The following is a 20,013-nucleotide window of genomic DNA, read 5'->3' on the forward strand; positions in this document are numbered from 1 at the left end:
TGGCCGACGGCGAGCGGCAGCGATCAATCAACGAGATCGAGTCTGAAGCGCTGGCGAGACTCAAGAGGTGAAGTCGCCCCCGACATCCCCGGTGCACCCTAATGAAGAGGATTCGATCCAGATTTTCTCGCAGGGGTTCAAAATGCCAACGATCCACTTCAAAACCGCCATGGCTATCACCGGCCTCAGCCGTGCCAGCCTGTGGCGACGCATCAAGGATCATCCGGGGTCCAGTGAAACCCTCGGTGAGTCGAAGGGCCTCCTCCAAACCCGCATCCACCTTGATAGCGCCCTGACCTGGGCTGGTCTGACGCTGGATGAGGAAGAGCGCACTCTGATCCCCGCCGCTGATGCCGGGGATGCCGCCGCCCAGCGTGAGCTGGGCTTGGTGTTCCTGGGCCTGGAGCAACCACAGCGCGCGGTTCATTGGCTGCATCTAGCCGCCGCGCAACAGGATGCCGACGCGATGCAGTGGCTCGGTAAGCTCTACGCGGGCGATGAGGGCGTGGAGCAAGACGAAGCACAGGCCATGGAGTGGATCAAAAAAGCCGCCGCGCAGGGTCATCTGATCGCGCAACGGCAGGTGGAGGAGTTGGGCCGCTAGCGATGGTCAACCGGCAGACCTGAGCTCCCGTTCAAGCACTTTGACGTTATGGGGCATGCTGTTAGGCTGTTATAACCCCTATAATGCACCGGGCAGCCTTAAGTAATCAGGCGATCGTGGTTCATTTCATCAGTACGCTTGGGCGTGACCGGCTTGGCAAAAATGGCCAAAGTCGAGTAACAACCGCGTCGTTCAACCTAAGTGGGCAGCTTGAGGTGAAAGCGCTGAAGGCAGGCGAACGAGCCGATGGGATCGATGACATCAACGGCTTCGGTCTGGGGAGCCTGGCTGCTCGCCCTGGCCTGTTGTCCAATCTGTCAGGACGCCTTGCATGGGATTACGGGCGTCTGCTCATCTTCTCGGTAATGCTGCAGCTCCTGCTGTTCCAACTGTCATCCTCTCTTGCGTATCACCCGAACGCCAGCTTCTTGTATGTCCCGGCAGGCCTATCAGTTGCCCTGTTCCTGCTGTTGGGCACCCGGGCCTTGCCGATCCTGCTCTGCTGTAGCGCCGCGACAACGCTGGTGAACGCATCCACCCTAGAGCCGGTTGCGAACCCGCTGCTCGCGATCCTGCCGTTCCTAGGGATTCCGCTGGCCCATGTCGTTCCCTACTGGGCTGGCGTGCATGTCTTGCAGCGCACAACGACGGGGGCGTTCGACCCGCGCAATCCCACCCACGTCCTGCGTTTCCTAATCATCATCCCGATCGCGGCGGCGGTGGCTGCGCTTCTGGGCGTCATGATGCTCTATCTGTTAGGCGGTGTGCCTTTCGCCCAGGTTCAGGATCTGTTCGCGGCCTGGTGGATCGGCGACACGGTGGCGGCGCTGTGCCTCAGCATCGCCATCGCCTACCTCTATCTGATGGTGCTGAAGTGGATCGGTGCGGATCTCGGCTGCCGCTTCGTCTGCGAGGACGATGTCCACCATCAGCGCTTGCCACTTCGCGATCTGCTCTATCTGCCGTTGGCATGGCTGCTGTTTTTGGTCAGCGCATTGCTGGCCTATCGGTATCCAGAGAAGCTCGGTCTGTCGTTTCCGGTGTATGCGATGGTCATCGCCTTGCTATGGACCATCTACAAGGCCCGCTCGCTGATCGTCTATCTGGTGCTGGCGGTCATGACCGTCACGCTGGCCTATACGGCCTCGACCTTCGGCTTGATCGCGAGCGCTGCCGAATACCAGATCGCCATGATCGCCGTTGGCTCGATCACCTACTTCACCCATGCCGCGGTGTCGAGTCAACGCAAGGCGCTGGACCATTCGGAGCAGGTGAACAAACGGCTGCTGAGCGAGATCCGCCAAAAGGAGTCTCTTCAGGAAAAGGCCGAGCTCCTCCAGTTCCGATCTGGCCGCGATTATCTCACTGGGGCACTGAACCGTGCCTTTTTTGAGGAGGCGCTGCATACCCAGTATCACCGTAGGGTTCAGAGTGGAAGTCGGCACTGTCTTGCCTTCGTCGATCTCAACGACTTCAAGCAGGTCAACGACCGCTTTGGACATCATGCCGGTGATGAGGCACTCAAGGCGGTCGCCCAGATTCTCATGACCCGCTCGCGTAAAGGGGATATCGTTGCCCGCTACGGCGGTGATGAGTTCGTTGTGATCCTCCCCGAGGTTGGGAACGCACGTGAGGCTGACGCCATCATCAGCCAATGGAAACGGGACGTCGCGGATCGGTGCATCCCGATCTATCCGGAGCTGACCCTGTCGATCAGCGTCGGTCGAGCGTTCTTCCCCAGCTCGTCAGAAAGCGAGACCGAACTGTGCATCCTGCGGGCCGCGGATCAGGACATGTATCAGGATAAGGCGCGGAGGAAAACGTCCAAATGAGTGGCGGCGCGGCAATGCAACAGGCTCCCGATCTGTTCTCCTATCGCAAGCACTGGGCGCATAAGCTCGGCACCGCACCGGAGCTGCCGATGACGCGCGCCGAGATGGATCTACTGGGCTGGGACAGCTGCGACATCATCATCGTCACCGGCGATGCCTATGTCGACCACCCCTCGTTCGGCATGGCCATCATCGGCCGCTTGTTGGAGGCGCAAGGCTTCCGCGTCGGCATCCTCTCGCAGCCGGACTGGACCTCGGCGGAGCCGTTCCGGGCGCTGGGTCGGCCGGAGCTGTTCTTCGGCATCACCGCTGGCAACATGGACTCGATGGTCAACCGCTACACCTCCGACCGGCGCCGCCGCTCCGATGATGCCTATTCGCCCGATGGTGCTGGCGGCCGACGCCCGGATCGTTCGGTGACCGTCTATGCGCAGCGTGCGCGCGAGGCCTTCCACGGCGTGCCTATCGTCATCGGTGGCATCGAGGCGAGCTTGCGGCGCATCGCCCACTTTGATTACTGGTCCGATCGGGTGCGGCGTTCGGTGCTCGCCGATGCCAAGGCCGATCTGCTGCTGTTCGGCAACGCCGAGCGGGCGATCGTTGAATTGGCGCACCGCTTGGCGCGTGGCGAGGCGATTGTGAGCATCCGCGACATCCGTGGCACCGCATTCATGCGGCGCGGGCTGCCTGAGGGTTGGACTGAGATTGATGCCAGCGAGCTGGACAAGCCCGGCCCGGTGCGTCCGCATCTGAACCCCTACGAGACACCGGATTGGCCGGTTGAGCCAGCAGCGGGCAGCGGTGATAGTGGACCCTATGTCCATGGTCGCCAGCCGACCTGCGCCGATGCCCCCGCAGAGACCCGTTCCAAGGTGCAGACAGCTGCCAAGGCCGGTATTGAGACGATCGCTCATGCCGCCGTCCAAAGGGGTGCCAAACTCACCACTCAGGTAGCTGCCGGAACATCCGCGAACACAAGCGCCAAAACAAGCGCCAACACCAACGCCAATACAAACAGCCAGGCAGTCTCCATCGATCAGCTCCGACGCCGGCCTGGGCGCGAGCGCAGCGTGGTGCGGCTACCCTCGTTCGAGCAGGTGCGCGATGACTCGGTGCTCTATGCCCATGCCTCGCGGGTGTTTCACCTGGAGACCAATCCGGGCAATGCGCGCGCGCTGGTGCAGCGGCATGGTGAGCGCGAAGTCTGGCTGAACCCGCCGCCGATCCCGCTTAGCAGCGCTGAGCTGGATCGCGTCTTCGCGCTGCCCTATAGCCGTCGGCCGCATTCCGAATACGGCCAGGCGCGGCTACCGGCCTGGGAGATGATCCGCAATTCGATCAGCATCATGCGCGGCTGCTTCGGCGGCTGCACCTTCTGCTCCATCACCGAGCATGAGGGGCGCATCATCCAGAGTCGCAGCGAGGAGTCGATCCTTGAGGAAATCGCCGAGGTCCGCGATCGCACGCCCGAATTCACCGGCATCATCTCCGATCTGGGCGGGCCGACCGCGAATATGTGGCGTTTGGCCTGCAAGGACGCCCGGATTGAGGCGGCCTGCCGGCGCCTGTCCTGCGTCTACCCGAGCATCTGCGCCAACCTCAACACCGATCATGGGCCGCTGATCCAGCTTTATCGCAAGGCGCGGGCGGTCCCCGGCATCAAGCGCGTGCTGATCGCCTCTGGGCTGCGCTACGACCTGGCCCTGCGCTCGCCCGAGTACATCCGCGAGTTGGTCATGCATCATGTCGGCGGTTATCTGAAGATCGCCCCAGAGCACACCGAGCCAGGGCCGCTGGCGGCGATGATGAAGCCCGGCATCGGCAGCTATGAGCGTTTCCGCCAGCTATTCGAGCGCTACTCGCGCGAGGCCGGCAAGGAGCAGTACCTGATCCCGTACTTCATCGCCGCCCATCCAGGGACCAGCGATGAGGATATGCTGAACCTGGCCCTCTGGCTCAAGCGCAACCGCCTGCGGCCAGACCAGGTGCAGGCCTTCCTGCCAACGCCGCTGGCGCTCGCCTCGACCATGTATCACAGCGGCATCAATCCGCTGCGGCGCGTCCGGCGCGACGCCAAGCCGATCAGCGTAGTGCGCAAGCTGCGCCAGCGCCGCCTGCACAAGGCTTTTCTGCGTTGGCATGATCCTGCCAACTGGCCAGCGTTGCGTGAGGCGCTCAAGTCCATGGGCCGCGCTGACCTGATCGGAAACAGCAAGCATCATCTGGTGCCCGCCTGTCAGGCTCGGAGTGCTGGCGGCCCCACTCCGCGCGGACGGCGTCGGTCCATGAAGCCTCGATGAGCTCGCCTCTCTTTGAAGGTGGCCGGGCCGATTGGAGGGGCCTGGGGCGAGTCCTGACTGTCCGTCGCCGGCGGTTCCGGCTATCCTGTGCGGCTGTGACCGTCGCCGGTGAGGACGCCGGCGCAGCCGAATAGACCGAGAACCGAATTGACCGAGACAAGAGGCTAATTATGGACCTTCAACGCGTCCCGCGTGGCGACAATCTTCCGAGCGAGATCAATGTCATTATCGAGATCCCCTCGCATTCGGAACCTGTCAAGTATGAGATGGACAAGGGCACGGGGGCGATGTTCGTCGACCGCTTCATGTCGACCGCGATGCATTATCCCTGCAATTACGGCTATGTGCCGCATACGCTGTCATCCGATGGCGATCCGGTCGATGTCATGGTGGTGACCCCTTATCCATTGATCTCGGGCTCCGTCATCAAGTGTCGTCCGATCGGCGTGCTGAAGATGACCGATGAGTCTGGAGATGATGCCAAGATCCTGGCGCTCCCGATCGACAAGTTGTTCAAAGGTTACCGGAATATCGAGAGCTTCCGCGATATGCCGCCGCATCTGCTCGATCAGATCGCGCACTTCTTCGAGCATTACAAGGATCTGGACGAGGGCAAATGGGTGCGCATCGCCGGCTGGGGTGGTCGCGAAGAGGCACGCGAGGAGATCATGGCTAGCGTGCAGATGTTTGAGTCGGAGCCAGAGAAGCCGCGCTTCTAATCGGGTCTCACTAACCCGATCTCACACATCGCTGGCCCCACATTATCGGTCCCACATCACATGCTTCTCATCGCGGGCCGCGGCCTCGAGCAGGTCGATCAACGGCAGTGCTCGATGTCTGAGGCTCACACTTTGTGCGCGGGCATCGTCATCGGCATCGTCGTGCTCTGGGTCCAGCGGTGCGTCTGGGTTGGCATCAACTGCGGCCTTGAGTCGGGTGAGTGCCGCGGGGATATCCTCGGCGAGCAGGGCGCCGGGCACGGCGCCGCTATGGCCCATCATCCGGATCAGCGCTTTGGCGACATCACCGAACATGGTGATGTCGGCGTGAACAGGGGTTGTGAAGGTGATCAGCATCGGTATCCTCCGGTCGTGTGTGGGGTCGTATTGATGGGGATCAGGCACCATTGATGGGCGCTAAACATAGCCTGATCAGTGATTCCTGTAACCGCTTTTCAGTCACCCAGTTCGCTGAGATCCTGCTGTGTCATTGAGTCCCTTGAGGCTATCGAAACCAATGGCGTCGGCGATCAAGCCGAGGGGAGGGGCGCCGATTGTTACGACTTTGCGCCGATTTCTATTCGCTGGCTTGGTGGTCCTGACGACCAGTGCGGCGCTGGGATTGATGATCTGGGCGCTGCAGGCCGGAGGCTTTGACGGGCTGGATGTGCTGCTCGTGCTTTGCTTTGCGATGACCCTGCCTTGGACGGTGATCGGATTCTGGAATGCGGTGATTGGGCTGCTGATCATGCGCTTCTCCGCTGATCCAGCACGAGCGGTCTGTCCGCTACTCGCCGCTGCTGATGATTCGTCGCCGATCGACAGCAGCACGGCGTTGCTGAGCTGCATTCGCAACGAGGATGCAGTCCTGGTTGCTCGCAATCTGGATCGGATGATCGACGAGCTGGTGGGTGCCGGTGTGGCCGCGCACTTCAAGGTCTATGTGCTCAGTGACTCGACTTGGCCGGAGGTGATTGCAGCCGAAGAGGAGCGGATCGGTTGGCTCACTGATCGTTGGCGAGGGGTGATCGAGGTCGTCTATCGGCGGCGCGCTGAGAATCCCGGCTTCAAGGCCGGTAATGTGCGCGACTTCTGCGCGCGCTGGGGAGCTGCGCATGAGTTCATGGTGGTCCTTGATGCCGATAGCCTGATGTCCGCGGAGACCCTCTTGCGCATGGTGCGAACCCTGCAGTCACAGCCGCAGCTTGGCATTCTGCAGACCCTGATGGTGGGGCTGCCTAGTGATAGCGCCTTTGCGCGTCCGTTTCAATTCGGCATGCGCTTGGGCATGAAGAGCTACAGCCTTGGGGCGGCCTGGTGGCAGGGCGACGCGGGGCCGTACTGGGGGCACAATGCGCTGATTCGGCTGCGTCCCTTCATCGACCATTGCGAGCTGCCGCGGATCACTGGCGAAGGGCCGCTCTCGGGTTGGGTCCTGAGTCATGATCAGCTCGAGGCGGCTTGGATGCGCCGTGCCGGGTATCAGGTACGGGTGATGCCGACCGAGGGCGGCAGCTGGGAGGAGCATCCGCCGACCCTGCTCGAATTCATTCGCCGCGACCTGCGTTGGTGTCAGGGCAACATGCAGTATCTGCGGCTCGGGCGCAAAGCGCTCGCTGGCTTGCATCCGGTGAGTCGCTGGCAGCTGCGATTCGCGGTGATGATGTTCCTGGCCTCGCCGGCCTGGCTATTGTTGATGCTGGTGGGCCTGCTCCGGTTTGGTAATGGCGATGCTGATCTGGTCTACTTGTCGGCACCCGTTCTGGCGCTCTTTGTGCTGGTGATGGGGATGGTCTTTGCGCCCAAGCTGGCGACCCTCACAGATACCCTGAGTCGCCGTGCTGGGCGGCAGCGATTTGGTGGTGGCATGTGGCTGATCCTCGGCAGTCTCACCGAAGTCCTGTTCAGTACCCTGCTGGCGCCGATCATGGCGATTGCCCACAGCCTGTTCCTATTCGGTCTGGTGTTTGGCCGTGCGGTGGTTTGGGGGCCGCAGCGGCGTGTGACGCATGGCGTACAACCGCTGGAGGCGATGCGGCGACTTTGGCCGCAAACCCTCTTTGGGGTGTTTGCTGTTCTCTGGCTTGTGCTGTTCGCATCGCCTGGCGGGCTGTTGCTTTCGCCGTTTGTTGTCGGCGCGCTGCTCGCGGTGCCGATTGCGGTCAGCTCTGCTTCGCCAACGCTGGGCCGCCTGGTCACCAAGAGGGGGCTTTGGCGAACGCCGGATGAGATCGAGCCGGCACCCCTGGTGCGGGCGGTCAAGCCGCATCTGGTTGCCGCCACTCGTCAGCCATCGGGGGCGCCCTCAGCGGCATTGCCTGAGCCCCTGACGGAGACCGCTGACTAGAACCCTTGACCCAAAGCGGGCAGCAACGCCCGCAGCCATCGTTGTCGCGTCCCGAGCCCGTCGAGAGCAGGAGCTGATCCTGTCGATCCTGATGCTCAAGCTTGCGAAGCCAAATTGAGCGCGCTATGCTTCGTCGATTAACCTGACTAGAAAGCCGATTCGGAGCAGGCTGGCCATGAAAGAAGGCATCCATCCAGAGTATCAGGACGTTAAAGTCGTCTGCAGTTGCGGCAACACGTTCAACACGCGCTCAACGCTGAAAGATGAGCTGCACGTTGAGGTCTGTTCTGCCTGCCATCCGTTCTACACGGGGAAGCAGAAGATCCTCGACACCGGCGGACGAGTCGATAAGTTCCGTCGCAAGTACGGTCGTTAAGCCGCTGTCGAAGATCGACATTCGTCTGCTGTGGTTTTGAAGACGATCAGCATCGCCATCAGCGCTATCAGCGCTATCAGCGCAACCGCAGGCAGAGCCCGCCATGGGCTCGCTCGCTGTTAGACTGTCTCGGCGCCGGTGCGCCTCCTTGCGCTCGATCGGCGCTAAACCGCCAACGGAGCGCCCCTAATGTCCAATGACCAGAGAACCGACGTCGACGCGGAGCTGAATGCGGCTGCGCTGACTTATCACGAGCTGCCGCGGCCGGGAAAGACCGCGATCGAGATCACCAAGCCCGCAGCGACTCAGCGCGATCTCTCCCTTGCATACACACCCGGTGTGGCCGAGCCGGTGCGGCGTATTCATGCTAACGCCGAGGATGCCTACCGCTATACCAACCGGGGTAATCTGGTGGCAGTCATCACCGATGGCACCGCGGTGCTCGGTCTTGGTAACGTCGGAGCCCTCGCTGGGAAGCCGGTCATGGAAGGCAAGGCCGTCCTGTTCAAGCGCTTTGCCGATATCGATGTCTTTGATATCGAGGTCGATGCCGAGACCCCCGAGGACTTCATCGAGACGGTGGCCCGGATTGCGCCGACCTTTGGCGGGATCAACCTTGAGGATCTGGCAGCGCCGCACTGCTTCGACGTCGAGCAGGCGCTGATCGAGCGACTCGATATCCCGGTCTTTCACGACGATCAACATGGTACCGCGATCATTATCGCGGCTGGTTTACTCAATGCGCTTGAATTGCAGGCTAAGTCGCTGCCCGATACGCGGATCGTCGTGCTGGGCGCCGGCGCGGCTGGTATTGCATCGATCAAGCTGCTGATCGAGCTCGGTGCGAGCCCCGATAAGATTCTGGCCTTGGACCGCAAGGGGGTCATTCATCAAGGGCGATCCGATCTGAATCGTCACAAGGCTGAGATCGCTGTCGAGACCGAGCGGCGCACACTGGCCGATGCCTTCGAAGGCGCTGATGTCTTCATTGGGCTGTCAGGGCCAGACCTGGTCAGCTCGGAGATGCTTGCGTCGATGGCGTCGCAACCGGTCGTCTTCGCGCTCTCGAATCCGGTTCCGGAGATCCGCCCCGAGGTTGCGCTCAAGGTACGCGATGACCTGATCATGGCGACTGGCCGCTCGGATTACCCGAATCAGGTCAACAATGTGCTCGGCTTCCCCTTCATCTTTCGTGGGGCGCTCGATGTTCGCGCGACGCGCATTACCACGGCCATGTGTATCGCGGCCGTCCATGCGCTCAAAGACCTCACCAAGGAATCCGTTCCAGCATCCGTGCTGGAGGCTTATGGCTTGAGCGACCTGACGCGTGGACCCGACTACATCATTCCAAAGCCGTTGGACCCGCGGCTGCGCGAGCGTGTCTCTGCTGCGGTTGCCCGTGCAGCCGTTGCGGATGGGGTTGCGCGTTTAGTGCCCGACTCGCTCTGAGTCGAGCGATCGCGCTTGCAGTCTTCGCCTGGGCTAGAACCTGTCATCTAGATGTCAGCGAGTCGGCGGAAGCCTCGCTTGAAGGCGCCTCATCGCTCAGTTGCGGTATCAAGACCGAGCTCGGCACCTTTCGTGCTTAGCGAAATTCCATAAGGGCTCGAATTGGGCTCGAATCAGGCTCGCCGGGCTCGCGTAAAATGGCTGCGGCTGAACGAGGCGCGGCAGCAGCGAGGATCTTGCGTTGAAGGCTGCCGTGACGGGTCGAAATCTGCTCATGGCGCACAGTTTTAGTGCAGACTGCCCTGATTCAGTGCTGATGCATCCATCCTTATCATAGGCGGGAGAGATCTCTATGGCCGATCAGATCATCACCATTACCGACAAGGCGGCCGGGAACAGTTTTGACTATCCGCTGAAGACGGGTACCTTGGGGCCTGGCGCGCTCGATATCTCCTCGCTCTACCGCGACGCCGGCTTCTTTACCTACGATCCGGGCTTCATGGCGACCGCCAGTTGCCACAGTGCGATCACCTTCATCGATGGCGAAAAGGGTGTGCTGCTCTACCGTGGATACCCGATCGAACAACTGGCTACTAAGGCGAGCTTCCTTGAGGTTGCCTATCTGCTGCTCTATGCCGAACTGCCAACCGAGGAGGAACTCGATCATTTCGAGCATCTGATCACCAGTCACACGATGCTCAACGAGAACCTGAAACGGTTCCTGAGTGGCTTCCATTATGATGCGCATCCGATGGCGATCCTGTGCGGCGTGGTCGGTTCGCTGTCGGCGTTCTACCACGAGTCGATTGATGTCAATGATCCCCGTTACCGCGAGGTCTCGGCGCATCGCTTGATCGCCAAGATGCCCACCATTGCCGCCGCTGCGTATAAGCACTTCGTCGGCGAGCCGATCATGTATCCGCGCAATGACCTGCGCTATGGGGCGAATTTCCTGCACATGATGTTTGCGACCCCCTGCGCCGATTACGAGCCTGGCTTGCTGGCTGAAAAGGCATTGAATCTGCTCTTCATTCTGCATGCCGATCATGAGCAGAACGCGAGCACCTCGACGGTGCGCCTGGCCGGCAGCTCGGGCGCTAATCCTTTCGCCTGCATTGCGGCGGGCATCGCCTCGCTCTGGGGGCCGGCGCATGGTGGCGCGAATGAGGCCGTGCTCGACATGCTTGAGGAGATTGGCCATGTCAAGAATGTCGCGAAGTTCATCGATAAGGCGAAGGACAAGGATGATCCCTTCCGACTCATGGGCTTTGGGCACCGGGTCTACAAGAACTATGACCCGCGCGCAAAGATCATCCGTGAGGTTTGTCATCAGGTGCTTGAAGAGTTCCCCGGCGCCTCTGATAGCCCGTTGCTTGAACTGGCCGTCAAGCTCGAAGAGATTGCGCTCAACGATGAGTATTTCGTCGAGCGCAAACTGTATCCAAACGTGGATTTCTACTCCGGCATCATCTATCGGGCGCTTGGCATCCCGCGCAACATGTTTACCGTGATGTTTGCTGTTGCTCGAACCGTCGGCTGGGTCTCGCACTGGATGGAGATGATGAGCGATCCGAACAATCGCATCGGCCGTCCGCGGCAGATCTATCACGGACCCGGCGTCCGTGATTACGTTCCGATCTCCAAGCGCTAGTTGCCAGGCTCGCCCTTAGGCGAGTAGCGCTTTCTCTTCGTCGCTAGCCTCCTCGGCGCCCCTGAGCAGGCGTTCGACCGCGTCGACATCCAGCCCTCGTTCTGGTCGCTCCGAGATTGCGCTCAGCGGCGGATTGCGCCGCGCGCGCTCGGGTAGCACCACCAACTCGACCGGGATCTCGCCGGCGACGAAGGCGAAGGTCGGATGCGTCTGTCGCGTCCCGTCCGCGTAGCGATGTTGGCGATCACGTCCTTGCCAGGGGATGCCTTTGTCGATCAGTCTGAAAACGATTGGGCGGGGGTCGTCTGCGAACAGATGCAGGCGCACGCCTTGGTCGAGCGAGGCCGTGCCTGACAGGGTTTGTCCGACCAGCCGTGGCTCGAACTCAGCGAAGGTCTGCATCGCGGCGAGCGCCTGCTCGCGCAATGTGCTGGTGACCTGCTGCTGGGCCTCGGGGTTGAAAAGGCGATACTCGTCTTCCAGCGCGGCCTGAATCTCGGCGTTGTCTGGCCAGCATCGTTTATTGGTGATGCCGAGCCGTTCGACCGCCTTGCGCCGCGCGTGCTCGAGCCTAAGCAGACTCTGTTCGCGCATGATGCGGGCCGCCTCGTAGGCAAGCTGTCGCCGTTGTCCGGCGCAGCCACTGCGCGCGCTTGGTCTTGCGCTGCTCTTGGGTTGCGCTGAAGCCATGCTCGCTTCGCGCGAGCGGCGAGTGGGTCGGCTGCCGTTTCGTCTAGGCATGCGTTCTGTCGTCGTTCTGGTTGCTGCTAAAGCCTGCTCGTGTTTCTGCTAAAGCGCTCTCGCGTTTTCGCTAAAGCGTTCTCGCATTCTTGCTAAAGCCTGCTCACGATTTGCTATAGTCTCAGAAAGGCTAAGAAATTCTTAGACGTTAGCCTCTGCTCTAGGATCTGTCTGACGCAGAATGTTCGGATTCGGTCGGAAACAAACTGCACTGCTTGGCATCGATATTGGGTCGAGCGCCATAAAACTGGTTGAGCTTGCGCCCGGCTCGGCAACAGGGTCGAAGCCCTTCCAGGTCGAAGCCTTGGCGCTTGAGCCGCTGCCGCCTCACAGCCTAGTCGAAAAGAAGATCGCTGATGTGGCCCAGGTCGGCCAAGCGATTGCGGTGGCCGTTAAACGCTCTCAATCGAAGACGAAGCGCGCGGTCGTTGCGGTTGCGGGCTCGGCAGTGATCACCAAGGTGCTCTCAGTGAACGCCGAGCTGTCCGATGCCGAGATGGAGGCTCAGATCCAACTCGAGGCTGAACAGTATGTGCCCTACCCCCTGGAGGAGGTCAACCTCGACTTCGATGTGCTGGGGCCTTCCGAGAGCTCAGCCGGGATGGTCGATGTGTTGCTCGCGGCCTCACGCCAGGAGAATGTCGATGACCGGGTTGCCGCGCTCGAGCTGGCCGGGTTGAACGTTGAGATCGTCGATATTGAGTCGAACGCGGTCGAGAACGCGAGCGGCCTGCTCATCCATGCGGCCAAGCTCGGGCCGGATCGACTGACCGCGGTTGTGGATATTGGTGCTACGACGACGACGCTGCATGTGCTGCGTGCTGGGCAAAATGTCTATGCGCGCGAACAGAGTTTCGGTGGTCAACAACTGGTCGAGGAGGTTCAACGCCGGTTCGGATGGGCGCGCGAGGAGGCGCTGTCTCGGCTGACGACGGCGCCGATCCCGGCTCCGCTTCAGGCCGAAGTGCTGGGCCCATTTCAGGAAGCCTTGGCTCGGCAGTTAGCGCGCGCCCTGCAGTTCTTCTACTCGACTAGCGCCTTTAGTCGGGTCGATGAGGTGTTGCTGACGGGCGGCGTGGCTCAGGTACCGGAGCTTGCGGAGCAGATGGCGAAGCGGCTTGCCCTTCCGGTGCAGGCGGCTGATCCTTTTGCGCAGATGGCTATGCCTGCTGAGCTTGATCACTTGCTGCAGCAGCATGGCCGCAGCGCGATGCTGATTGCCGTTGGGCTTGCGATGCGCCGGTTTCAATGACTCATGGCCCGGATCAACCTCCTTCCCTGGCGTGAACAGGAGCGCAGCCGTCGCAAGCGCGACCTGGGGCTGATCGCCTTCGCGGCGCTTGGCGCCGTCTTTTTGATAGGCGTGCTGTTAAAGGCTCAGCTCGATGCGATGATCGATGCTCAACGCGCCCGTAACGATTATCTGGAAGAGCAGATTGCAGTACTGAATCGGCGTATTCGCGAGATCAATGAGCTGGAAGAGAAGAAGGCCGACCTGCTGGCGCGGATGGATGTGATCCAAGCGCTGCAAGAAAGCCGTCCGGAGATCGTACATCTGCTCGATCGCTTGGTGGATGCGGTGCCTGCGGGTGTGTTCTTGACCCAACTGCAGCAGGAAGGTGGGCGCATCACCTTGGAAGGGCGTGCCCAGTCCAACGCGCGAGTCTCGGCCCTGATGCGGAACATCGATTCCTCGGCCTGGATCGGTCAGCCTGAACTCCTATTGATCGAGAATAAGGATCAGACAGGCACCGGTTTCAGCCATTTTCGTCTGCGCTTCGAGCAGCAGCGGCCTCAGTCTGCCGCAGACGAAGAGGCGCTTTCGCGTGCAGCGGGAAGGCGCTGATGGACCTGAACGAGCTTGACTTCAACAACATCAGCGAATGGCCGCTGGCAGCCAAGGCCATTCTCATCGTCTTCGGCTGTGGTCTGATCGGCTTCGGCTGGTATCACTTCATCACCAGTGGTCAGATCGAGCAGCTCGAGCGCGCGGAACAGCAGGAGTTGGAGCTGCGCCAAAGCTTCGAGCAGAAGCAGCATCAGGCGGCCAATCTCGAGGGTTATCGCCAGCAGTTGGCCAAGATGGAGGAGACCTTTGGGGCTATGGTGAGTCAGCTCCCCGACAAAACCGAAGTCGCAGCGCTGCTAGTCGATGTCTCTCAGACGGGGTTGGCGGCTGGGCTCGAGTTCGAGCTGTTTCAACCCTCTGCTGAGGCGAATAAAGACTTCTACGCAGAGCTGCCGATCCGGGTCCGGGTCCGGGGTCGCTATCATGCGTTTGCGACCTTCATCAGTGGCCTCGCGGCGCTGCCGCGGATCGTCACCGTGCACAATATCGAGATGACTGGCGACAACAAAAGCGCTAATGCCAATGCCAAGGCTGGACCGATGACCCTTGCGGCGATCGTGAAGACCTATCGCTACCTCGATGAGTTTGAAACAGAATGAGGTGGTCATTAAGCGTCCGAATGCTGGCGTCATTGCCAATGAGCCTGAGACTGGCCCTACGCTGGCGCCTGTTCTCGCTGTTGATACTGATGCTGACCTCAGCCTGTGCCGATCCTGGGCTGTCCGAGTTAGCGTCCTATGCAAAGCGTGTGCGGGCGCGGCCGGCTGGGCCGCTTGAGCCCGTGCCAGAGATCGCTTTGGTCGCTCCTTTCCCTTATCTGCGGCACGAGCGGCGTGATCCGTTCGTCATGGATGAGCAAGCGGTTGAGGTGACGCAGCGGCGCAACAGCAGTGGTATCTCTCCCAATCCACTGCGCCCTAAGGAGCCATTAGAGGCGTTTTCGCTCGACTCGCTGCGGATGGTCGGGACTCTGGAGCAGTCGCAGATGCGCTGGGCGTTGATGATGACCCCCGATGGGATGCTGCACCGGGTGCGGCCTGGGAATTATCTGGGGCGCAATAACGGCAAGATCATTCGTATCGATCCGACCGAGATGCTGTTGACCGAGATCGTCGAGAAGGGCCCTGGTGAGTGGGATCAGCGGCAGGCATCCATAGCACTGAAACAGTAAGCGGGAGGCGATCATGAATCTCTCAAGGCCCTTGGCGAGAAGCGTGTTGGGACGCTTGGCGAGAAGCTTGGTGAAAAGTTCGCTTGATCGGCTCGAGCGAAAGCGGCTCGCATCACTCATTGGCACTTTTCTCGCGTGTCTGAGCCCGATCGCGGCGCTGGGGGCGAGTCTCGAGGTTGCTGAATTTTCATCCTTGCCGGGCAATCAGATCGAGATTGACCTGGTTTTCTCGGGCGTGCCGCCGAGGCCGAGTGATTTTGCGACCGAGAACCCCTCGCGCATCGCGATCGATTTTCCAGGCGCATCGAACCAACTCGGCCGCCAGTCGATTCCGATTGGACTCGGTGTAGCGCACAGCCTGGTGGCGATCGAGGCCAGTGATCGTACCCGCGTTGTGATCAACCTGACCGACAGCGCGCCCTACAGCATTCAAACGCAGGGCAATCGTGTTCGAGTCGTGTTGAACCCGCGATCCGCTGCTCGCGGTCTGTCGCAAGCACCTGCTCGGCGTGACAGCAGTGGTGCGCGTTTTTCTGCTCGGGGCGCAGGTCCAGTGAAGGAGATTGATTTTCGCCGTGGTGCGGATGGCGAGGGCCGGGTCATCATCACCTTGCCATCGGCACAAACGCGGGTGAATGTGACCGAGAAAGGCCGCGATGTGGTTGTCGGGATCAGTAACGTCGATCTTCCCCAGCGGCTCTTCCGCCGCCTGGATGTTGTGGACTTCGGCACCCCGGTGGTTGCGATCGAATCGCGAGCGGCGGGTAATGATGTTCGGATCGATATCCAGACCACCGATGAATTCGACTACCTGGCCTACCAGACCGAGAACCTCTTCACGATCGAATTCCGCTCGCTGACGCAGGCCGAGAAGGAGAAGCTTGAGCGCGAGAGGATCGTCTACTCAGGAGATCGGCTGTCGCTGAACTTTCAAGATATCGAGGTTCGCGCGGTGCTGCAGTTGCTGGCCGATTTCACCGGCCTGAATCTTATCGCGAGCGACACCGTGAGCGGCAGCATCACGTTGCGCCTCAAAGAGGTGCCCTGGGATCAGGCGCTCGACGTCATCTTGAAGACCAAGGGGCTGTCGATGCGCCAGAGTGGTAATGTGGTGATGGTTGCGCCAGCCGCAGAGCTGGCTGAGCGCGAGCGGTTTGAGCTTGAGGCGCTAAAGCAGATCAAGGAGTTGGCGCCTTTGCGCACAGAGTTCGTGCAAATCAATTATGCCAAAGCCGGAGATATCGCCGAACTCTTGGAAGGGCAGCGAAAGCAGACGGCCGAGGTTGCCCAGATCGGAAACATTGAAACTGTTCAACGGGTCTCCAGTCAGCGGGTGGCTCCGATGCTCTCCGATCGCGGGTCCGTGACGGCTGATGTTCGAACCAATGCGCTCATCATCGAAGATACAGCCGAGCGGCTGGCCGCAATCCGAGAACTCATCACCCGGCTCGATGTCCCCGTGCGCCAGGTATTGATCGAGTCGCGTGTCGTCATCGCGAGTAACAGCTTTGCCCGCGATCTCGGGGTGCGTTTTGGGGTCAGTGGGTCCACGGGGAGTCGTTCTGGGAATCAACTGCTCGTCGGTGGTGGCCGGGACCCGGGTGAGGCTGGAATCGATGGGCTCGGCAATTTTGACACAGGTCCTTATGGATTCGACTTGCAATCTGGTACCCCCTTTAACTCCATCATCCAGAATGATCGTGGCGCCCCCAACCTCTGGGTCAATCTGCCGGCGCCTAATCCGGCAGGAGCAGTCAATTTCTTGCTCGGCAAGGTAGGCTCACACTTGATCACGCTGGAACTGTCAGCGATGCAGCGGGAAGGGCGTGGCGAGGTGATCTCGAGTCCGCGTATCGTGACCGCCGATCAGACACCGGCGGTGATTGAGGTTGGTCAAGACATTCCTGTGGTGACGCCAGCGACCGCTGAATCCCCCGCCTCTGTGCGCTATGAGCCGGCAACGCTCAAGCTGGATGTGACCCCGCACATTACGCCAGACGATCGCGTGATCATGGATCTGAAGGTCAATAAGGACGAAGCAGACTTTACCTTTACGGTGGATGGCAATCCACTGCGGAATCGACGCGCAGTGAGTACCTCGGTCTTGGTCGATAATGGAGAGACCGTCGTGCTCGGTGGCGTCTATGAAGCCAGGCAAGATTTCAATGTGCAAAAAGTGCCTTGGTTCGGTGACTTACCCATGTTCGGGCGTCTGTTTAAGACGACCGCAAAAGCCGAGTCCAACCAGGAGTTATTGATCTTCGTGACCCCTAAGATCCTGAAGTCAGATCTTGTGGTGCGTTGAGCAGAGATGCCCGGTTGTCGGCACTTGCTAACCTCAAGTTCGGCCTACAGCTTGCTAGAGTTCGGCAAATCTGGCATACCTAGCACCATGATCAGACCACCAAACATCTTTCTCGTCGGTCCTATGGGGGCCGGTAAGAGCACCGTTGGCCGGCAGTTGGCCGATGCGCTGGGTTACGAGTTCCGTGATAGCGACCAGGAGATTCAGCGCCGCACAGGCGTTGATATCCCTACCATCTTCGAGTTTGAAGGTGAGGCGGGCTTCCGCAAGCGTGAGCGCGGGGTTGTTGAAGATCTAGCGCAGGAAGAGGGTATCGTGCTGGCTACTGGTGGTGGCGTGGTGCTGACGCCCGAGAATCGCCAGCAGCTCGCGGCCCGCGGTTTCGTGATCTACCTACACTGTAGCCCAGAGCAGCAATTTGCGCGCACGGCACGCGATCGCAGTCGCCCGCTGATCGACACCGATGATCCGCAACAACGCTTGCGGGAGCTGATGGCCGAGCGCGAGCCCATCTACCGCCAGGTCGCGGACATGGTGGTCTCGACTGAGCGTCGGGGTACCGCCTCAGTGGTGAAAGAGATCCGTCGGCGTTTCGAGGACGAAGAGCTCTAGCATGAAGATCGCTGGCATGGAGACCTTGGGTCCAGTCTCGGAGACGGGAGCTGAGCGCCGACAGCTGGATGTCGAGCTTGGCGAACGCCGCTATCCCATCTTCATCGGCCGTAATCTGCTGTCAGATCCTGACTGTTATCGCCCTTATATCGCTGGCGAGCGGGTGATGATTGTCTCGAACGAGACCGTTGCTCCGCTCTACTTGGATGCCGTGCGGAGGGGACTGGACGGATTCGAGATCAATCAGGTGATCCTGCCGGACGGTGAGTGCTACAAGGATCTGACGACGCTGAACCGGATCTTCGATGCGCTGCTTGAGCGCCGCTGTGGCCGCGATGTGACCCTCATTGCGCTCGGCGGCGGAGTCGTTGGCGATATGGCCGGTTTTGCAGCAGCCTGTTATCAGCGTGGGGTGGCCTTCATCCAGGTGCCGACGACCCTGCTTGCGCAGGTTGATTCCTCGGTCGGCGGCAAGACGGGCGTCAATCATCCGGCGGGCAAGAACATGATTGGCGCCTTTCACCAACCGCGCGCGGTCATTGCCGATACCGCAACCCTCGAGACCTTGCCCGATCGCGAGCTCTCAGCAGGCTTGGCCGAGGTTGTCAAGTACGGCTTGATCGGGGATAGTCCGTTCTTCGACTGGCTCGAAGACAGGGTGCCTGCGCTCTGCGACCGTGATGCGACAGCCCTGGCCGCGGCCATTGCCCGCTCGTGCCAGAATAAGGCCCGGATTGTTGCTGCGGATGAGCGCGAATCAGGCCAGCGTGCATTACTGAATCTGGGGCACAGCTTCGGCCATGCGATCGAGGCAGGAATGGGCTACGGCACATGGCTGCACGGCGAAGCGGTCGGCGTCGGACTGGTGATGGCGGCTCAACTTTCCGAGCGTCTTGGCTGGCTCGAGCCGGACGCGAGCGCTCGGATTCTGGATTTGGTTACGCGCTGTGGTCTGCCGACAGTGCCGCCCAACAGCATGCCGAGTGAGCGCTGGCTGGAACTGATGGCGGTAGACAAGAAGGTACAGCGGGGTCGGTTGCGCCTAGTCTTGTTGAAAGGCATTGGCAATGCGCTGCTGACCGCTGACGTCGATGTGGAACAGCTCCGAGCCACCCTAGAAGGGCCTGAAGCCCATGGCGATTGAACCTGATGCCGCCGCGCCTTGCGTCGCGAATCAAGGTTCCCTAAGGTTTGGTTTGCCGACCTTCAGCTTCGCTCCGGACTTGCACCAGGTTGGCTCGATGCTAGGTCTACTTGCACCTGATGAAGGCGTTTACGCATCGTTGCAACCGGCTAGCCGTGGTTGAATGATAGACGTCCGCATGGCATAGCGGCTGCTTCCACAGTATGATTTGCGGTTCGCTAGTCGTTGCACAGGGTCGAATCGGGTCCGTTGGTGCCTCAGATCAAGAGCGCCATGAGTCTATCGGCACTGGCGAGTTCTGCTGAGTCGCGGAGTCCGCCGCGCCTCATGTGCAAAACCACTTTATTCAACCAAACCGGAACTTCCCCGACTGTTCAAGGCACTGAGGGGACGTCTTTTTGACCATTATGTACCCGGTTTAGGGAGGTCCGCTGATGAACCTTCGCGCCTATCCAGCCGCCCAGGGCCTGTACGACCCCGCGCACGAGCGTGACTCCTGCGGTGTTGGTTTCGTCTGCCACATCAAGAATGAAAAGAGTCATCGTATCGTTGAGCAGGGTCTTGAGATCCTTGAGCGGCTGACCCATCGCGGCGCGGTCGGCGCTGACCCCAAAGCCGGTGATGGCGCCGGCATCTTGGTACAGATGCCCGATCGCTTCTTCCGCGACGTGGTCGATTTTGAACTGCCCGCGCCAGGCCATTACGGCGTGGGCATGGTCTTCCTACCGAAGGACGAGGCCGCGCGCGCCGAGATGCAAGCGACGGTTGAGCGCTACCTCACCGAAGGCGGCCAGGGGCTGCTCGGCTGGCGCGATGTGCCGACCGACAATCGCGAGCTTGGCGAGAGTGTGCTGCCAACCGAGCCGGTGGTGCGCCAGGTCTTTGTCGCTTGCGGCGAGAACTGCCCGGATCA

17 protein-coding genes and 1 pseudogene are annotated in these 20,013 nt (G+C 60.7%); 16 read left to right on the forward strand and 2 right to left on the reverse strand.

What is annotated here, in order from left to right:
* The first annotated feature begins 142 nt into the window (after positions 1-142).
* From VBE63_RS06935 to ppa, 4 genes are all read left to right on the forward strand, one after another.
* Positions 143-604, forward strand: a complete 462-nt coding sequence (locus VBE63_RS06935) for a sel1 repeat family protein (protein WP_323682278.1) — start codon at positions 143-145, stop codon at positions 602-604.
* A gap of 215 nt (positions 605-819) precedes the next feature.
* On the forward strand, positions 820-2,436 hold the full coding sequence (locus VBE63_RS06940) for a diguanylate cyclase (protein ID WP_323682280.1): 1,617 nt from the start codon (positions 820-822) through the stop codon (positions 2,434-2,436).
* 14 nt (positions 2,437-2,450) lie between these two features.
* Positions 2,451-4,736: a YgiQ family radical SAM protein gene (locus VBE63_RS06945; protein ID WP_323682281.1), complete on the forward strand. Its 2,286-nt coding sequence runs from the start codon at positions 2,451-2,453 to the stop codon at positions 4,734-4,736.
* A 170-nt stretch (positions 4,737-4,906) separates the two neighbouring features.
* The gene (gene ppa / locus VBE63_RS06950) at positions 4,907-5,455 is read left to right on the forward strand and encodes an inorganic diphosphatase (protein WP_323682282.1); all 549 of its coding nucleotides are present in this window, start codon (positions 4,907-4,909) and stop codon (positions 5,453-5,455) included.
* 42 nt (positions 5,456-5,497) lie between these two features.
* On the opposite strand, the gene VBE63_RS06955 is transcribed toward ppa, so the two are convergent.
* Positions 5,498-5,812 (reverse strand): DUF1840 domain-containing protein, encoded by a 315-nt coding sequence (locus tag VBE63_RS06955; RefSeq protein ID WP_323682283.1) that lies wholly within the window; start codon positions 5,810-5,812, stop codon positions 5,498-5,500.
* A 160-nt stretch (positions 5,813-5,972) separates the two neighbouring features.
* On the opposite strand from VBE63_RS06955, the gene mdoH reads away from it, so the two are divergent.
* The 4 genes from mdoH (at position 5,973) to VBE63_RS06975 (ending at position 11,278) form a co-directional block, all read left to right on the forward strand.
* Entirely contained in the window at positions 5,973-7,802 is a 1,830-nt protein-coding gene (gene mdoH / locus VBE63_RS06960) for a glucans biosynthesis glucosyltransferase MdoH (protein WP_323682284.1), read from the forward strand.
* 175 nt (positions 7,803-7,977) lie between these two features.
* The gene (gene rpmE, locus VBE63_RS06965; protein ID WP_323682285.1) at positions 7,978-8,178 is read left to right on the forward strand and encodes a 50S ribosomal protein L31; all 201 of its coding nucleotides are present in this window, start codon (positions 7,978-7,980) and stop codon (positions 8,176-8,178) included.
* Between the two features lie 189 nt (positions 8,179-8,367).
* On the forward strand, positions 8,368-9,627 hold the full coding sequence (locus VBE63_RS06970; protein WP_323682286.1) for a malic enzyme-like NAD(P)-binding protein: 1,260 nt from the start codon (positions 8,368-8,370) through the stop codon (positions 9,625-9,627).
* Between the two features lie 352 nt (positions 9,628-9,979).
* Complete coding sequence (locus VBE63_RS06975; RefSeq protein ID WP_323682287.1) at positions 9,980-11,278, forward strand: citrate synthase; 1,299 nt, start codon at positions 9,980-9,982, stop codon at positions 11,276-11,278.
* A 15-nt stretch (positions 11,279-11,293) separates the two neighbouring features.
* On the opposite strand, the gene VBE63_RS06980 is transcribed toward VBE63_RS06975, so the two are convergent.
* Positions 11,294-12,019, reverse strand: a complete 726-nt coding sequence (locus tag VBE63_RS06980; protein ID WP_323682288.1) for a hypothetical protein — start codon at positions 12,017-12,019, stop codon at positions 11,294-11,296.
* A gap of 181 nt (positions 12,020-12,200) precedes the next feature.
* Here VBE63_RS06980 and pilM point away from each other — a divergent pair, with 181 nt between their 5' ends.
* From pilM to VBE63_RS07020, 8 genes and pseudogenes are all read left to right on the forward strand, one after another.
* Positions 12,201-13,271 (forward strand): type IV pilus assembly protein PilM, encoded by a 1,071-nt coding sequence (gene pilM, locus VBE63_RS06985; RefSeq protein WP_323682289.1) that lies wholly within the window; start codon positions 12,201-12,203, stop codon positions 13,269-13,271.
* Between the two features lie 3 nt (positions 13,272-13,274).
* Positions 13,275-13,865, forward strand: coding sequence for a PilN domain-containing protein (locus tag VBE63_RS06990; RefSeq protein ID WP_323682290.1), 591 nt, complete (start codon positions 13,275-13,277; stop codon positions 13,863-13,865).
* Entirely contained in the window at positions 13,865-14,467 is a 603-nt protein-coding gene (locus tag VBE63_RS06995) for a type 4a pilus biogenesis protein PilO (protein ID WP_323682291.1), read from the forward strand. The genes VBE63_RS06990 and VBE63_RS06995 overlap by 1 nt, the downstream gene beginning before the upstream one ends.
* A gap of 38 nt (positions 14,468-14,505) precedes the next feature.
* Positions 14,506-15,039 (forward strand): pilus assembly protein PilP, encoded by a 534-nt coding sequence (locus VBE63_RS07000; protein WP_323682292.1) that lies wholly within the window; start codon positions 14,506-14,508, stop codon positions 15,037-15,039.
* A gap of 70 nt (positions 15,040-15,109) precedes the next feature.
* Positions 15,110-17,344 (forward strand): type IV pilus secretin PilQ, encoded by a 2,235-nt coding sequence (pilQ, locus tag VBE63_RS07005; RefSeq protein WP_323682293.1) that lies wholly within the window; start codon positions 15,110-15,112, stop codon positions 17,342-17,344.
* A gap of 87 nt (positions 17,345-17,431) precedes the next feature.
* Positions 17,432-17,956, forward strand: a complete 525-nt coding sequence (gene aroK / locus VBE63_RS07010) for a shikimate kinase AroK (protein ID WP_323682294.1) — start codon at positions 17,432-17,434, stop codon at positions 17,954-17,956.
* Between the two features lie 16 nt (positions 17,957-17,972).
* A complete protein-coding gene (gene aroB / locus VBE63_RS07015) occupies positions 17,973-19,100 on the forward strand; it encodes a 3-dehydroquinate synthase (RefSeq protein WP_416274513.1) in 1,128 nt (375 codons plus the stop codon).
* Positions 19,101-19,534: 434 nt separating this feature from the next.
* Positions 19,535-20,013: pseudogene (locus tag VBE63_RS07020) on the forward strand (glutamate synthase subunit alpha); the annotation flags it as partial.

The sequence above is a fragment of the Lamprobacter sp. genome, assembly GCF_034860625.1.
Lineage (GTDB): Bacteria > Pseudomonadota > Gammaproteobacteria > Chromatiales > Chromatiaceae > Lamprobacter.

Coding starts and splice junctions, on each gene's coding strand:
- VBE63_RS06935 (WP_323682278.1), top strand. CDS start 143: ATGCCAACGATCCACTTCAAAACCGCCATGGCTATCACCGGCCTCAGC.
- VBE63_RS06945 (WP_323682281.1), top strand. CDS start 2,451: ATGCAACAGGCTCCCGATCTGTTCTCCTATCGCAAGCACTGGGCGCAT.
- ppa (WP_323682282.1), top strand. CDS start 4,907: ATGGACCTTCAACGCGTCCCGCGTGGCGACAATCTTCCGAGCGAGATC.
- VBE63_RS06955 (WP_323682283.1), bottom strand. CDS start 5,812: ATGCTGATCACCTTCACAACCCCTGTTCACGCCGACATCACCATGTTC.
- mdoH (WP_323682284.1), top strand. CDS start 5,973: ATGGCGTCGGCGATCAAGCCGAGGGGAGGGGCGCCGATTGTTACGACT.
- rpmE (WP_323682285.1), top strand. CDS start 7,978: ATGAAAGAAGGCATCCATCCAGAGTATCAGGACGTTAAAGTCGTCTGC.
- VBE63_RS06970 (WP_323682286.1), top strand. CDS start 8,368: ATGTCCAATGACCAGAGAACCGACGTCGACGCGGAGCTGAATGCGGCT.
- VBE63_RS06975 (WP_323682287.1), top strand. CDS start 9,980: ATGGCCGATCAGATCATCACCATTACCGACAAGGCGGCCGGGAACAGT.
- VBE63_RS06980 (WP_323682288.1), bottom strand. CDS start 12,019: ATGCCTAGACGAAACGGCAGCCGACCCACTCGCCGCTCGCGCGAAGCG.
- pilM (WP_323682289.1), top strand. CDS start 12,201: ATGTTCGGATTCGGTCGGAAACAAACTGCACTGCTTGGCATCGATATT.
- VBE63_RS06990 (WP_323682290.1), top strand. CDS start 13,275: ATGGCCCGGATCAACCTCCTTCCCTGGCGTGAACAGGAGCGCAGCCGT.
- VBE63_RS06995 (WP_323682291.1), top strand. CDS start 13,865: ATGGACCTGAACGAGCTTGACTTCAACAACATCAGCGAATGGCCGCTG.
- VBE63_RS07000 (WP_323682292.1), top strand. CDS start 14,506: ATGAGCCTGAGACTGGCCCTACGCTGGCGCCTGTTCTCGCTGTTGATA.
- aroK (WP_323682294.1), top strand. CDS start 17,432: ATGATCAGACCACCAAACATCTTTCTCGTCGGTCCTATGGGGGCCGGT.
- aroB (WP_416274513.1), top strand. CDS start 17,973: ATGGAGACCTTGGGTCCAGTCTCGGAGACGGGAGCTGAGCGCCGACAG.